At 73.8% G+C, this 12,660-nt stretch carries 12 protein-coding genes and 1 pseudogene; 3 read left to right on the top strand and 10 right to left on the bottom strand.

What is annotated here, in order from left to right; genetic code table 11:
• Nucleotides 1–1,503 carry a carotenoid oxygenase family protein gene (locus ACZ7GZ_RS07770; protein ID WP_471021882.1) on the top strand — a complete coding sequence of 501 codons (1,503 nt, stop codon included), beginning with the start codon at nucleotides 1–3 and terminating at the stop codon, nucleotides 1,501–1,503.
• 28 nt (nucleotides 1,504–1,531) lie between these two features.
• Nucleotides 1,532–2,047 (top strand): mycothiol transferase, encoded by a 516-nt coding sequence (locus tag ACZ7GZ_RS07775; RefSeq protein ID WP_471021885.1) that lies wholly within the window; start codon nucleotides 1,532–1,534, stop codon nucleotides 2,045–2,047.
• Here the strand turns inward: ACZ7GZ_RS07775 and ACZ7GZ_RS07780 are convergent.
• The 7 genes from ACZ7GZ_RS07780 to ACZ7GZ_RS07810 all read right to left on the bottom strand — a co-directional run bounded on the left by ACZ7GZ_RS07780 (nucleotide 2,029) and on the right by ACZ7GZ_RS07810 (nucleotide 8,475).
• Nucleotides 2,029–3,108 (bottom strand): adenosine deaminase, encoded by a 1,080-nt coding sequence (locus ACZ7GZ_RS07780; protein WP_471021887.1) that lies wholly within the window; start codon nucleotides 3,106–3,108, stop codon nucleotides 2,029–2,031. The two genes, ACZ7GZ_RS07775 and ACZ7GZ_RS07780, sit on opposite strands and share 19 nt — an antisense overlap.
• Nucleotides 3,109–3,154: 46 nt before the next feature.
• Nucleotides 3,155–3,547 carry a VOC family protein gene (locus tag ACZ7GZ_RS07785; protein ID WP_471021889.1) on the bottom strand — a complete coding sequence of 131 codons (393 nt, stop codon included), beginning with the start codon at nucleotides 3,545–3,547 and terminating at the stop codon, nucleotides 3,155–3,157.
• Between the two features lie 129 nt (nucleotides 3,548–3,676).
• Nucleotides 3,677–4,603, bottom strand: coding sequence for a M48 family metalloprotease (locus tag ACZ7GZ_RS07790; protein ID WP_471021891.1), 927 nt, complete (start codon nucleotides 4,601–4,603; stop codon nucleotides 3,677–3,679).
• Nucleotides 4,600–4,980 carry a BlaI/MecI/CopY family transcriptional regulator gene (locus tag ACZ7GZ_RS07795; protein ID WP_471021893.1) on the bottom strand — a complete coding sequence of 127 codons (381 nt, stop codon included), beginning with the start codon at nucleotides 4,978–4,980 and terminating at the stop codon, nucleotides 4,600–4,602. Before ACZ7GZ_RS07795 ends, ACZ7GZ_RS07790 begins: the two co-directional genes overlap by 4 nt.
• Nucleotides 4,981–5,455: 475 nt before the next feature.
• The gene (locus ACZ7GZ_RS07800; RefSeq protein ID WP_471021895.1) at nucleotides 5,456–6,778 is read right to left on the bottom strand and encodes an aldehyde dehydrogenase family protein; all 1,323 of its coding nucleotides are present in this window, start codon (nucleotides 6,776–6,778) and stop codon (nucleotides 5,456–5,458) included.
• Between the two features lie 112 nt (nucleotides 6,779–6,890).
• Nucleotides 6,891–8,123, bottom strand: coding sequence for an RNA polymerase sigma factor (locus tag ACZ7GZ_RS07805; RefSeq protein WP_471021896.1), 1,233 nt, complete (start codon nucleotides 8,121–8,123; stop codon nucleotides 6,891–6,893).
• A 1-nt stretch (nucleotide 8,124) separates the two neighbouring features.
• Nucleotides 8,125–8,475, bottom strand: coding sequence for a YciI family protein (locus tag ACZ7GZ_RS07810; protein WP_471021898.1), 351 nt, complete (start codon nucleotides 8,473–8,475; stop codon nucleotides 8,125–8,127).
• Between the two features lie 112 nt (nucleotides 8,476–8,587).
• Here ACZ7GZ_RS07810 and ACZ7GZ_RS07815 point away from each other — a divergent pair.
• A pseudogene (locus ACZ7GZ_RS07815) lies at nucleotides 8,588–9,629 on the top strand (acyl-CoA dehydrogenase family protein).
• A gap of 112 nt (nucleotides 9,630–9,741) precedes the next feature.
• Here ACZ7GZ_RS07815 and ACZ7GZ_RS07820 read toward each other — a convergent pair.
• Genes ACZ7GZ_RS07820 through ACZ7GZ_RS07830 form a run of 3 tightly spaced genes read right to left on the bottom strand, consistent with a single transcriptional unit; the run spans nucleotide 9,742 to nucleotide 12,658 of the window.
• Complete coding sequence (locus ACZ7GZ_RS07820) at nucleotides 9,742–10,278, bottom strand: HXXEE domain-containing protein (protein WP_471021900.1); 537 nt, start codon at nucleotides 10,276–10,278, stop codon at nucleotides 9,742–9,744.
• A 28-nt stretch (nucleotides 10,279–10,306) separates the two neighbouring features.
• Nucleotides 10,307–11,449: an LLM class flavin-dependent oxidoreductase gene (locus ACZ7GZ_RS07825; RefSeq protein ID WP_471021901.1), complete on the bottom strand. Its 1,143-nt coding sequence runs from the start codon at nucleotides 11,447–11,449 to the stop codon at nucleotides 10,307–10,309.
• A 24-nt stretch (nucleotides 11,450–11,473) separates the two neighbouring features.
• The gene (locus tag ACZ7GZ_RS07830) at nucleotides 11,474–12,658 is read right to left on the bottom strand and encodes an SfnB family sulfur acquisition oxidoreductase (protein ID WP_471021903.1); all 1,185 of its coding nucleotides are present in this window, start codon (nucleotides 12,656–12,658) and stop codon (nucleotides 11,474–11,476) included.
• Between the last annotated feature and the right edge of the window lie 2 nt (nucleotides 12,659–12,660).

Raw genomic sequence — 12,660 nt, forward strand, 5'->3', positions numbered from 1 at the left:
ATGGCGGAACACACACGGCGGACCGTACTGCGCGGAACGGCCGGGCTCACGGCGGCGGGCGCCCTCGCGGGCCTGGGCTCCGGCCGGGCTGCGGCCCGCCCCGCGAGAGAGGCGACGAAGCGTCACCATCCGTTCCTGGAGGGTGCGTTCGCGCCCGTCAACGAGGAGCTGACCGCCTTCGACCTGCCGGTGACGGGCCGCATCCCGCGCGAACTGAACGGCCGCTTCCTGCGCAACGGCCCGAACGTGCTCGGGCTGGAGGATCCCCGGGCCCACCACTGGATGCTCGGCGAGGGCATGGTGCACGGCGTGCGGCTGCGCGAGGGCAGGGCCGAGTGGTACCGCAACCGCTGGGTGCGCTCCTCGCAGGTCGCGAAGAAACTGGGTGAACCGCATCCGGGCCCGGTGCCCGAGGAGGACTTCGCGTGCAACACCCATGTGATCCCCTACCGGGGGCGGATCCTCGCCCTCCAGGAGAGCAGCCCGCTGCCGTACGAACTCGACGGCGACCTCGGCACCGTGGGCACGTACGACTTCGACGGCACCCTGGAGGGGGCGTTCGCCGCGCACACCAAGTTCGACGTGCACGCCGGTGAGCTGCACGCGATCGCCTACCACCCGACCTGGGACCACGTCCGGCACCTGGTCGTGGACCCCGCCGGGCGGGTCACCCGCACGACCCGGATCCCGGTCGCGGACGCGCCGATGATGCACGACTTCGCACTGACCGAGCGGCACGTCGTCCTCTTCGACCTCCCGGTCACCTTCGACGCGGCGGCGGCAGCGGAAGGTGCCCCGGTGCCGTACACGTGGAACCGGAACCACCCGACCCGGGTGGGTGTCACACGGCGCACCGGCGGCCCGGTCCGCTGGTTCGAGATCGAGCCGGTCTTCTACTCGCACACCCTCAACGCCTACGACGAGGGCGGGTCCGTGGTGGTCGACATGACGGCCTACCCGGCGCCGTTCCACGTCGCCGGACGCGGCTCCGACGGGCCCTACGCGGCCGGTACCGCCCGGCTGGAACGCTGGACGATCGACCTGCGTCGGGGGTGCGTACGGCAGCGGGCACTGGACGACCGGCCGCAGGAGTTCCCGCGGGTGAGCGAGTCGTTGGTGTCGCGGCGCCACCGCTACGGCTACACGGCCGCCGCCGCCGAGATGACGGCCGCGTATCTGACGCCGGACGGCGGCACCCCGAACGACGGCGCGTTCTCCAACGCGCTCGTCAAGCACGATCTGCTGCGCGGCGCCACCGAGGTGCACCGGCTGCCGAGGGGCGCGGCGGCGGGCGAGGCGGTGTTCGTACCGCGGGACGCGGCCGACCCCCGGGCGGCCGAGGACGACGGTTACGCGGTCGCGTACGTCCACGACCCGGACCGGGGCGCGGCCGACCTGGTGATCCTCGCGGCGCAGGACTTCACCGGGGAGCCGGTGGCGAGGGTGCACCTGCCGGGGCGGGTGCCGCTCGGTTTCCATGGGAGCTGGATTGCGGACGCGTGAGCGCCCGCTCTTTGGGATGGTGGACGGTATGCATGCGAAGGACATCCTCATCGACGGCTACGGCCGCATCCGGGAAGAAGTCCATGCCGCCCTCGACGGCCTCGGACCGGAGGAGCTGCACCACCGCCCGGCCCCCGACGCCAACTCCCTCGCCTGGCTCGTCTGGCATCTCACCCGGGTGCAGGACGACCATGTCGCGGACGCCTTCGACCTCGACCAGGTGTGGCTGTCCCAGGGCTGGGAGAAACGCTTCGGCCTCGGCCTGCCCCGCCACGACACCGGCTACGGGCACAGTCCCGCGAAGGTCGCGAAGGTGCGGGTCGAGTCGGCCGACCAGCTGACCGGGTACTACGACGCCGTCCACGAGCAGACGCTCGGCGCGCTGCGCTCGCTCGCCGCCAGGGATCTGGAACGGATCGTGGACGAGCGCTGGGATCCCCCGGTCAGCCTGGGGGTGCGCCTGGTGAGCGTCCTGTCCGACGACCTTCAGCACGTCGGACAGGCCGCCTACCTCAGGGGGCTCGTTCAGAGCGCTGCCGCGTAAGCCGGCAGGACGACGTCCTCGATGAGGGCCTTGCGCTCGTCGAACGGGATGAACGCGCTCTTGAGGGCGTTCACCGTGACCGTGCGCAGGTCCTCGACGGTCCAGCCGGCCTCCTCGACCAGCAGGGACATCTCGCGGGTCATCGTCGTACCCGACACCAGACGGTTGTCGGTGTTGAGGGTGACCCGGAAGCCCAGGTCCTTGAGGGCCGTGATCGGGTGCTCGGCGATCGAGGTGGCGCAACCTGTCTGCAGGTTGGAGGTGGGACACATCTCCAGCGCGATACGGCGGTCACGCACCCAGGAGGCGAGCCGGCCGAGCTTGCCGGCCGCGAGGTCGGGGATGTCCTCGGTGAGGCGCACGCCGTGACCGATGCGCTGGGCGCCGCACACCTGCAGGGCCTGGTGGATGCTGGGCAGGCCGTGCGCCTCACCGGCGTGGATGGTGAAGGGCACGTTCTCACGGCGCAGGTGCTCGAAGGCGGCCAGGTGGTCGGCGGGCGGGAAACCGTCCTCGGCACCGGCGATGTCGAAGCCGACGACCCCGGCGTCGCGGTAGGCGACGGCCAGGTCGGCGGCCTCGCGGACCCGGTCGAACATCCGCATACCGCACAGCAGGGTGCCGACCCGGACGGGGGTGCCCGCCGCGGCGGCCTTGGCCATACCGGCGGCCAGGCCCTCCTGCACGGTCTCCACGACCTCGCTCATCGTCAGCCCGCCCCGAGTGTTCAGCTCGGGGGCGTAGCGCACCTCGGCGTAGACGACACCGTCGGCGGCGAGGTCGAGGACGTACTCCTCGGCGGTGCGCAGCAGGCCTTCGCGGGTCTGCATGACGGCGAGGGTGTGCTCGAAGGTGGCTATGTAGCGGACCAGGTCGCCGGAGTTGGCGGCTGCGAAGTACCAGGCGGCCAGCTCGTCGGGGTCGGTGGTGGGCAGGGTGTGACCGATCTCCGCGGCGAGTTCGACGACGGTGGCGGGGCGCAGGCCGCCGTCGAGGTGGTCGTGCAGCACGGCCTTGGGGAGCCGGCGGAGGGTCTCGGTGTCGATGCGGGACGCGGTCATGGCAGGGCTTTCCTCAGCAGTGGTTTCGCGGGTGGTTCTCAAGGGGTCAGGCGGCGGGCTGGAGCAGGTCCCAGCGGTTGCCGTACAGGTCCTGGAAGACGGCGACGGTGCCGTACGGCTCGTGGCGCGGCTCCTCCAGGAAGGTCACGCCGGCCGCGGTCATCCGGGCGTGGTCGCGGGTGAAGTCGTCGGTGTGCAGGAAGAACCCGACGCGTCCGCCGGTCTGGTCGCCGATCCGGGCCCGCTGGTCCTCGCCCTTGGCGCGGGCCAGGAGCAGACCGGTTCCCGCTTCTTCGCTCCCCGGTTCCACGACGACCCAGCGGGAGCCGTCGGGGCGCGGGGCGTCCTCGGCCAGCCGGAAGCCGAGGGCCTCGGTATAGAAGCGGATGGCCTCGTCGTAGTCGTCGACGACGAGGGTGACCAGGGCGACGCGTCGCATCGGGACCTTCCGGTGGGGGTGGTTAGCGGGTGAGGTTATACGTAAAACCCAGAGGGCGCCAGTCCCGGTTCTACGCGCGTTGCCGACGGTGGTCCCAGGGCCCCTGGCCCCAGGGAGGCGGGCGGGGCGTCAGGGTGTCTCGTCGCCCTGGGCGACCTCGACCCGGTGGTGGAAGTCGGCCATTCCGGCGGCCGAGGCCACACAGGAGACGGCGGTGCAGGCGACGAGGAGAGCGGCGATCGTCCGGCCGGCCCGGGGCACGAGCGGAGCGGCGAGCAGGGCCTGGACGCGCTGCGGGACGGGGCCGGTGGTCGCGGCGGCCGCGAAGCCGGGGCGCTCGGCGCGGGCGGCCTGCCCGGCGAGGGCCGCACGGGCGATGGCCCGGGCGATCAGGCGCCGGTCGCCGATCCGGGCGGCGGCGGCCTCGTCGGCGGCGCGCTCGGCGGCGAGCCGGATGGTCTCACGGACCGGGCGCAGCGCCGGATGGCAGTGCGCGGTGAGTTCGGCGGCGGCGAGGAAGTAGTGGTGGCCGCCGTCGTTGTGCGCCCGCTCGTGTGCGAACAGCGCCTCCCGCTCGGGCCCGTCCAGGCTGCGGAGCATCGCGGTGGTGACGACGACGCGGTGCGGACGGCCGGGCAGCGCGTAGGCGTCCGGGCGGGGCGAGTCCACCACGCACAGGTCGCCGGCCGCGGGGCCGTGCCCGGCCTCGGTCCGGGCCGCGCGGAAGGCGCGGCTCTGGCGCAGCACCGAGCGGACGAGGGTCCAGCCGCAGACGGCGAGCGCACCGACGGAGGTCGCGGCGGCCGGCAGGACAACGAGGTCAGAGGCGGTGCGCAGGGGGTGGATCAGTTCGCCGAGCGCGGCGAACAGCGGGAACTTGAGCAGACCGACCAGGACGAACGAGCCGAGGGCGGCCAGCGAGCAGCCCGCGAGGAGGACCGCGCAGGCGGTGATCGCCCACAGCGCGGCGGCCGGGACCAGCCGGTCCAGCGCCCGGCGGGCGAGGGCCGGCAGGGCGAACGGCAGCAGCAGGGGCAGCAGGAGCAGTGCGGTCATCGTTCGCCGGATTCGAGCAGGTCCCGCAGAATGCGTTCGTCGCCGGGGCTGAGCTGGGCGACGAAGCGGGCGAGGACCGTCTCGCGGTCGCTGTCCCGGTCCAGTTCGCTGTGCATCCGGCGGGCGGTGAGGCCGTGGGCGTCCTGGACGTCCCGGACGGGGACGTAGGCATAGCCCCGGCCCTGGCGGTGCCGCTCGACGACTCCCTTGTCGTACAGGCGGGTGAGGATCGTGGTCACCGTCGTACGGGCCAGGTCCGTGCCGAGGCTCCGCTGGACCTCGCCGGGTGTCCGGGCGCCGCCCGCGGCCCAGAGTGCGGCCATGACGCTCGCCTCGAGTTCGCCCGCCGGCCGGCGCTCGTCCTTCGCCTCGGTCATGGAACGTTCCTCACCCCGTCCTCGTCTGCGGCCCGTGCGACCGTCTACACGATGGTAGTCAATCGGGGCCTCGTACGGCCGTGCCCGGCCCCCCTTACGGGAGGGGCGGCAGTCCGAGCCGCCGCAGGTTCTCCTCCGCGTCGCCGCGCAGCTGGTCGGGGCGGGCCGAGGTGCCCCACTCGCCGTGGCCGAGGTGCCCCACTGGCCGCAGTAGTCGCGGAAGGGACCGACCTCGGCCGCGGGGTCGACGTGATACTCGCCCAGTCCGACGGCGCGCCGCAGCACGGCTCGGGAGCGTGCGCGGTCACTGGGAGTGCCGGGGTGGAAGGCGGCGCTGCCCGTCAGCCGCAGGGCTCCGAAGCCGATGCGGTGGACGGGCAGGTCGCCCCGTGCGGAGGCGCCGGAGGCGTCCGCAGTGGTCCTTTCGGCGCTCGGCCGGCGGAGTGCCGCACATCTGCCGCGCCGCGCACGGACTTCAGCTCAGCGGCTTCTCCAGGACCGCCTTGCGGTGGCTGAAGGTCTCGATGGAGTAGCGGCCGTGGTAGCTGCCCATGCCGCTCTCCCCCACACCGCCGAACGGCAGGTCGGAGACGGTCAGATGAGCGAGGGGCAGGCCGTGGCCCAGGCCGCCGGAGGAGGTCTCGGCGGCGATGCGCGCGCGGGTCTCCTCGGACTCGGTGAAGACGTACAACGCGAGCGGCTTGTCGCGGTCGTTGATGAAGCCGATCGCCTCGTCCAGGCCGGACACGGTGACGATGGGCAGGATCGGGCCGAAGATCTCCTCCTGCATGACGGGCGACTTCGGGTCGACGTCCGCGAGGACGGTGGGCGCGAGGTACTTGGCCGTACGGTCGCTCGTGCCGCCGATCGCGATCCGGCCGGAGTCGAGGAGGCCGGAGAGCCGGTCGAAGTGCCGCTCGTTGACGATCCGGCCGTACTCGGGCGAGGCCGCCGGGTCGGCGCCGTACAGCACCTCCACGGCCCGGACGAGCGCCGCCTCCAGGGCGGCGGCGGTCTCCGGGTCGGTCAGCACGTAGTCGGGGGCGACGCAGGTCTGGCCCGCGTTGAGGAACTTGCCGCGCGCGAGCCGGTCCGCGACCACGTCGGGGTCGGCGTCGCGGTCCACGAACACCGGGGACTTGCCGCCGAGTTCGAGGGTGACCGGGGTGAGGTGCTCGGCGGCGGCACGCATCACGATCCGGCCGACGGCGCCGTTGCCGGTGTAGAAGATGTGGTCGAAGCGCTCGGCCAGCAGGGCGGTGGTCTCCGGGATGCCGCCCTCGACGACGGCGACCGCGTCGGTGTCGAGATAGGCCGGGATCAGCTCGGCCAGCGCGGCCGAGGTGGCCGGGGCCAGCTCGCTCGGCTTGGCGACGACCGCGTTGCCGGAGGCCAGGGCGCCGACCATGGGGGCGAGCAGCAGCTGCGCCGGGTAGTTCCAGGGCGCTATGACGAGGACGACGCCGAGCGGGTCGTACTGCGTCCAGGCCCGCGCGTCGGCACCGAGGTGGGCCGGGACCGGCGCGGGCTCGGGGCGCAGCCAGTCCGCGAGGTGGTCGAGGGTGTGGTCGATCTCGCGGACGGTGAAGTCGATCTCGGTGCGGTAGGCCTCGGTGCTGCTCTTGCCGAGGTCGGCGTGGAGGGCGGCGGCGAGATCGGCGCCGCGCTCGGTGAGCATCGCGCGCAGGCGGCGAAGCTGGCCGGTGCGCCACTCGACCGGCCTGGTGCGGCCGGTGGTGAAGGTGGCGCGCAGCCGGGCCACGACGTCGGCGGGCCGCTCGGGTGCGGGGTGGGTCACGGTTGCCTCGCTGGGGGTGCACGGGCTGGTTCGGCCCGAGCCTAGGGGTCGGTAGATGCATTTGCCAACCTTTCAGGTCCTCAAGTTCATTCCGGCGCACGGGTGACAAGGGTCACGTCTGCGTGGGTTCGGTCTCGCGTCGGCGTCGCTCCAGGTGGGCCCGCTCGGCCTCGCCTACGGCCAGTTCGGCGGCCAGGCCGTACTCGGCGGCCGCCTCGGCGGCGCGGCCCAGGCGGCGCAGCAGGTCGGCGCGGACGGCGTGCAGCACGTGATAGCGACCGAGATCCAGAGTGCCGACCAGGTCCAGCGCCCTGGCCGGACCCGCGGTCTCGGCCACGGCGACCGCGCGGTTCAGGGCCACGACCGGGGACGGCGCCACGGCCATGAGCTGGTCGTACAGCCGCAGGATCTGCTGCCAGTCGGTGGCGGCGGCGGTGGGCGCGTCGCTGTGCACGGCGTTGATGGCCGCCTGGATCTGGTACGGCCCGGGCCGGCCGCGGCGCAGACAGCGCCGGACCAGGTCCTGGCCCTCGGCGACGAGTGCCCGGTCCCAGCGGGAGCGGTCCTGCTCGGGCAGCGGGACGAGGGCGCCGTCCGCGCCCCGCCGGGCCGGCCGCCGGGACTCGGTCAGCAGCATCAGCGCGAGCAGGCCGGTGACCTCGGGTTCGTCCGGCATCAGGGCGGCGAGCAGCCGGCCGAGGCGGAGCGCCTCGGCGCACAGGGCGGGGTCACCGGTGTAGCCCTCGTTGAAGATCAGGTAGATGACGGCGAGGACACCGCCCAGCCGCTCGGGCAGGTCGGCGTCGCGGGGCACTCGGTAGGGGATGCCCGCGTCCCGGATCTTGGCCTTGGCCCGGACCAGCCGCTGAGCGAGCGTGGGCTCCGGCACCAGGAAGGCGCGGGCGATCTGCGCGGTGCTGAGACCGCCGAGCAGACGCAGGGTCAGGGCGACCCGGGCCTGGAGGGCGAGCGCGGGGTGGCAGCAGGTGAAGACCAGACGGAGCCGGTCGTCTCGCACGGGGCCGTCCTCGGGCGGTGCGTCGGGCACGTACGGGCCGGGCGTGTGCGGGTGCGGCGTGTAAAGCCGGGCGGCCTCGGCGTGCCGGGCGTCCCGGGAGGACTCGCGGCGCAGCCGGTCGATCGCCCGGTTGCGGGCGGTGGTGATGATCCAGCCGGCCGGGCTCGGCGGCACGCCGGTCTCGGGCCAGGTGCGCACGGCGGTGGTGAAGGCGTCCTGTACCGCTTCCTCGGCGAGGTCGATGTCGCCGAGGAAGCGGACGAGGACGGAGACCGCGCGCCCGTACTCGGCGCGGAAGACGGCTTCGATGCCGGGGGCCGCGGACATCTCAGTGCTGGTCGGCGAACGGCCGCACCTCGATGGGCAGCGTGGTCGCCAGGGCGGCCCTGCGGCCCCACTCCAGCGCCTCGTCCAGGTCGGCGGCCCTGATCAGGCAGAGCCCGCCCAGGTACTCCTTGCCCTCGGCGTAGGGGCCGTCGGTGATGAGGACGTCGCCGTCCTTGGGCCGGAGCACGGTGGCGGTCTCCGGGCCGTGCAGGCCGCCGGCGAACACCCAGGCGCCGGCGGCGCGCAGCTCGTCGTTGAAGGCCTCGACGTCGCGCGTGATCGCGGCGAGCGCGTCGGGGGCGGGCGGGGTGCCGTCGGCCGGCTGGACCACGCTGAGCAGGTAGTGCTTCATGGTGTCCTCCTTGGTGACTTCAGGGTCTCTCGGATGCCCGTCACCTCCTACACGAACGACCGGCGCCCGGATCGACACCGCACCCGGCGGAATCTTCGAAAGAATCTTCCGTATGACAGCCGCCACCGCCCATCCGCTCGTCGACCGCGCCCGCCGGCTCGCCGTGGACCTGCTCGCTCCCGAGGCCGAGCGGGTCGACCAGAAGGGTTTGCCGGCGAGCCACATCGAGGCGGTGAAACGGCCGGGGCTGCTCGGGGCGGGCGCTCCCGTCGCGTACGGCGGCTCGGACGCGTCGCCGGCCGTGCTGCGCGAGACCGCGGAGATCCTGGCCGGGGCGTGCTGTTCGACGTGGTTCGTGCAGACCCGGCATCACACGCCGGTGCAGACCCCGGTGCGCAGCGAACTCCCGGTCCGTGACCGGCTGTTGGGGCCTCGGCCCGGGGTGAGCTGCTGTCGGGGGTGGCGTACGCGCATCTGCGGTCGTATCCGCGCCGCGCCGCGTCGCGGTGCGCGTCCGCCGGGAGGGCGGTGGCTGGCGGTTCGACGGGACCGTGCCCTGGTACACCGGGTGGGGCCTGAACGACGTGATGCTGCTCGCCGGGGTGACCGACGCGGGCGAGGTGCTGTGCGCCTTCGCCGACGCGCGCGAGCAGCCGGGGCTGCGGGCTTCGGAGCCGATGTGCCTCGCGGCGCTGACCGCGGCGCGCACGGTGTCGCTGGAGCTGACCGGACTCTGGCTGCCCGAGGAGGCGGTGGCCCTGTGGGCGGCGTACGAGCGCGGGGCGCCCGGGGACCGGGCCAGGACGCTGAACGCGAACCCGGCGGTCTTCGGCGTGGCGGAGGCCGCCCTGTCCGCGCTGGATCCAAGGACGGCCGCCCCGCTCACGGCCCGGCTCGCCGGCGTCCGCCGCCGCGCCTGCGCCCTGGCCGACCATCCGGCACCGCTGGAGCGGGTCGCGGAACGGCTGGCGGTGCGCGCGGAGGCGTACGAGGTGCTGCGGCCGGCCACCACCGCGGCGGTGGCCGGCGGCGGCCGGTCGATGACCCTGACGAGCCGCGCCCAGCGTCTGGCCCGGGAGGCGCTGTTCCTGTTGGTACAGGGACAGACGACCGAGTCCCGGGCAGCACATCTGCGAGCCCTGGGAGCCACCTGAGCCAGGGGCCGCCGCCGGCGGCGACGCGTCCACAGGCAACCGACAAGCCCGAGCCGGAGACCTCGCAGCGCGGCTGTGGGCGCTGTCGGTGGGTGGCACGGGGCGCCTGGCGTCACCGTCGGCGCAGTATGCCCTGGGCCAGTGCGTGGGTGCCGACCGCGGCTGCCGTGGCGAAGGCGAGGCCCTCGGCCAGGTGCCGTGGCCGGGTGGGGCGCAGGGCGCCGGAGCGGCGAAGTCGGCCGCGGGCCCACACGGTGAAGGGGAGGACCACCAGGGGGGTGGTCGCGGAGCCCGGGGTGTAGCCGCGCATCGCGGCCGCCTGGGCCAGGTGGACCAGGCCGTGCAGCCCGAACGCGTTGAGCGCCGTCTGGTAGACGGCCGAGCGGCCCCCGGTCCGGTGGCCGTCGGCCGCCGCGGCGGCCAGCACCACCGCCATCGCGGCGACCGCCGTGCTGAACTCCCGGGCGTCCACGGACTCCAGCCGCCGCCACACGGTCTCCGGCACCCGGGGGAACTTCTTGCGCAGCTCCGGCACATGGGTGCGCACCCACCGCGGCATCATCACCACTTCCTCGGTGTCGTGCACGGCCCACGCGGCCAGCAGGCCCCAAGTGACGGCCCCGGAGACGCCGTTCGGTTCTCGTGTCATGAACCCGAAGCCTGCCACGGCCGGTTGGTCAGCTCGCGAACGGCACCTGGGCCGATGCGGCGGACGCCGTACCGCCGGGATGCGTCCACAGTCCCCGCGCTGCGAGCCGGGGCAGCACGCCCTCGCCGAACCAGTACGCCTCCTCCAGGTGCGGATAGCCGGAGAGGACGAACTCGTCGATGCCGAGGGCGTGGTACTCCCTGATCCGGTCGGCGACCTCCTCGTGGCTGCCGACCAGGGCGGTGCCCGCGCCTCCGCGCACCAGACCGATGCCGGCCCACAGGTTGGGGTGGATCTCCAGGCTCTCGCGGCTGCCGCCGTGCAGGGCGAGCATGCGCTGCTGGCCCTGCGACTCGCTGCGGGCGAGGCCCGCCTGGACGGCCCGTACGGTCTGCGGGTCGAAGCCGTCGAGCAGCCGGCCGGCCTCCGCCCAGGCCTGCTCGGAGGTGTCCCGGGTGATGACGTGCAACCGGATCCCGAAGCGGGGGGTACGGCCGTGCCCGGCGGCGAGCTTCCGGATCCAGGCGATCTTCCCGGCGACCTGGGCGGGCGGCTCGCCCCAGGTGAGGTACACGTCCGCGTACCGGGCCGCGACCTCACCGGCGGCGGGCGAGGAGCCGCCGAAGTACACCTCGGGCACCGGGTCGGGCACCCGGCTGAGCTGCGCCTCCTCGACCCGCAGGTGCTCGCCGTGCAGGTCGACGCTCCTGCCGTCCCACAGGTCCCGCACGATGTGCAGGAATTCGCCGGTACGGCGGTACCGTGCGTCCTTGTCGAGGAAGTCGCCGTAGGCCCGCTGCTCGTGGCTCTCGCCGCCGGTGACGACGTTGAGCAGCAGCCGCCCCGCGGTGTGCCGCTGGAAGGTGGACGCCATCTGCGCGGCGAGCGTGGGCGAGACGGAGCCGGGCCGGAAGGCGACGAGGAACTTCAGCCGCTCGGAGTTCTGGCTGACCATCGCGGTGGTCAGCCATGCGTCCTCGCACCAGGCACCGGTCGGGGTGAGCGCGCCGACGAAGCCGAGGTCCTCGGCGGCCCGGGCGATCTGGCTCAGATAGGCGACCGTCGGGGGCCGGTCCCGTCCGGAGGCGGTGGCCGGGGTGCCGTGGCCGCCGCCGACGACATGGCGGCTGTCGCCGTTGGTGGGCAGGAACCAGTGGAAGGTGAGGGACACGGGGTCTCCGATCGCGAGTGTCCGTTAGAGCAGGCCGTGCCGGGGCGGCCGGGTTCCGTTGAGCACGTACCGGCCGATGTGCTGGATCTTCCAGCGGGCCGGGTCGTGCAGGCTGTGGGTGCGGGCGTCGCGCCAATGGCGGTGCAGGTTCAGCGAGTTCAGCGCCGACCGGGTGCCGGCCACCTCGAACAGGGCGCTCGCCACCTCCACCGCGGCCTCGGCCGAGCGCACCTTGGCGGCGGCCACGGCGAGGGAGGCTTCGGCCGCCGAGTCGTCGGTGAGGTGGGCGCGGGCCACGTCGACCGCGCGTGCGGCCTCCTTCAGCAGCGCCTCGGCCGTCCGCACCTGGAGACCGAGTTCGCCGAAGCGCTGCACGAGGAGCGGGTCCTCGGCCGCGGTCTCGGCTCCGCTCTCGAACCAGGGGCGGCTCCTGGTGCGGACGAACTCGGCCGCCTCCGTGAGCGCTCCCCAGGCGATGCCGGCGTCGATGGCCGCGTGCAACAACTGGGCGAGGGCGCCGTGGAGTTGCGGACCCTGGAAGGTGAGATGGTGCGGCAGGACACGGTCGGCGGGCACGGGGACGGCGTCCAGGCGGACGGTACCGCTCGCGGTCGTCCGCTGGCCCATGCCGTCCCAGTCGTCGACCACCGTCACACCGGGGGCGTCCCGGGGGACGTAGGCGACATGCGGGTCGTCGCCCTCGGCGCGGGCCAGCACCGGGATCCAGTCGGCGAACAGGGCACCGGTGCAGTAGTGCTTGACGCCGGTCAGCAGGTACGAACCGTCGCGCTGGGGTTCCAGGCGGGTGCGGATGTCCTGGACGTGCCTGGTGCCGGCCTCGGACTGGGCGTTGCCGAGCCGGCGGCCGGCCAGCAGCTCGGCGAAGAAGAACTTCCGCTGCTCCTCGGTCCCCTGGCGACGGATCACGTTGACGTAGGCGAAGTGGCTCTGCGGGATCTGGGCGAGGCTGGCGTCGGCCGAGCCGAGCAGCCGGAAGATCTCCGCCAGGGTCCCGGCGCCTACATCGGCGCCGCCGTGCTCGGCGGGCACGGTCACGGCGAGCAGCCCGGAGGCGGACAGGCGGTCCAGCTCGGCCCGTGGCAGCCGCCGCCCGGCGTCCCGCTCGGCGGCCCCGGCGCGGAACTCCGTGGCCAGGGCCCCGGCGACGGCGAGCGCCTCGGTGTCGTCGGCGATGATGTGTGCGGGCATGG

The organism is Streptomyces sp. NPDC037288 (assembly GCF_055603265.1).

What these genes read in the sequence shown, in the direction of transcription:
- ACZ7GZ_RS07770 (WP_471021882.1), top strand. Translation starts at nt 1, where the DNA reads ATGGCGGAACACACACGGCGGACCGTACTGCGCGGAACGGCCGGGCTC.
- ACZ7GZ_RS07775 (WP_471021885.1), top strand. Translation starts at nt 1,532, where the DNA reads ATGCATGCGAAGGACATCCTCATCGACGGCTACGGCCGCATCCGGGAA.
- ACZ7GZ_RS07780 (WP_471021887.1), bottom strand. Translation starts at nt 3,108, where the DNA reads ATGACCGCGTCCCGCATCGACACCGAGACCCTCCGCCGGCTCCCCAAG.
- ACZ7GZ_RS07785 (WP_471021889.1), bottom strand. Translation starts at nt 3,547, where the DNA reads ATGCGACGCGTCGCCCTGGTCACCCTCGTCGTCGACGACTACGACGAG.
- ACZ7GZ_RS07790 (WP_471021891.1), bottom strand. Translation starts at nt 4,603, where the DNA reads ATGACCGCACTGCTCCTGCTGCCCCTGCTGCTGCCGTTCGCCCTGCCG.
- ACZ7GZ_RS07795 (WP_471021893.1), bottom strand. Translation starts at nt 4,980, where the DNA reads ATGACCGAGGCGAAGGACGAGCGCCGGCCGGCGGGCGAACTCGAGGCG.
- ACZ7GZ_RS07805 (WP_471021896.1), bottom strand. Translation starts at nt 8,123, where the DNA reads ATGTCCGCGGCCCCCGGCATCGAAGCCGTCTTCCGCGCCGAGTACGGG.
- ACZ7GZ_RS07810 (WP_471021898.1), bottom strand. Translation starts at nt 8,475, where the DNA reads ATGAAGCACTACCTGCTCAGCGTGGTCCAGCCGGCCGACGGCACCCCG.
- ACZ7GZ_RS07820 (WP_471021900.1), bottom strand. Translation starts at nt 10,278, where the DNA reads ATGACACGAGAACCGAACGGCGTCTCCGGGGCCGTCACTTGGGGCCTG.
- ACZ7GZ_RS07830 (WP_471021903.1), bottom strand. Translation starts at nt 12,658, where the DNA reads ATGCCCGCACACATCATCGCCGACGACACCGAGGCGCTCGCCGTCGCC.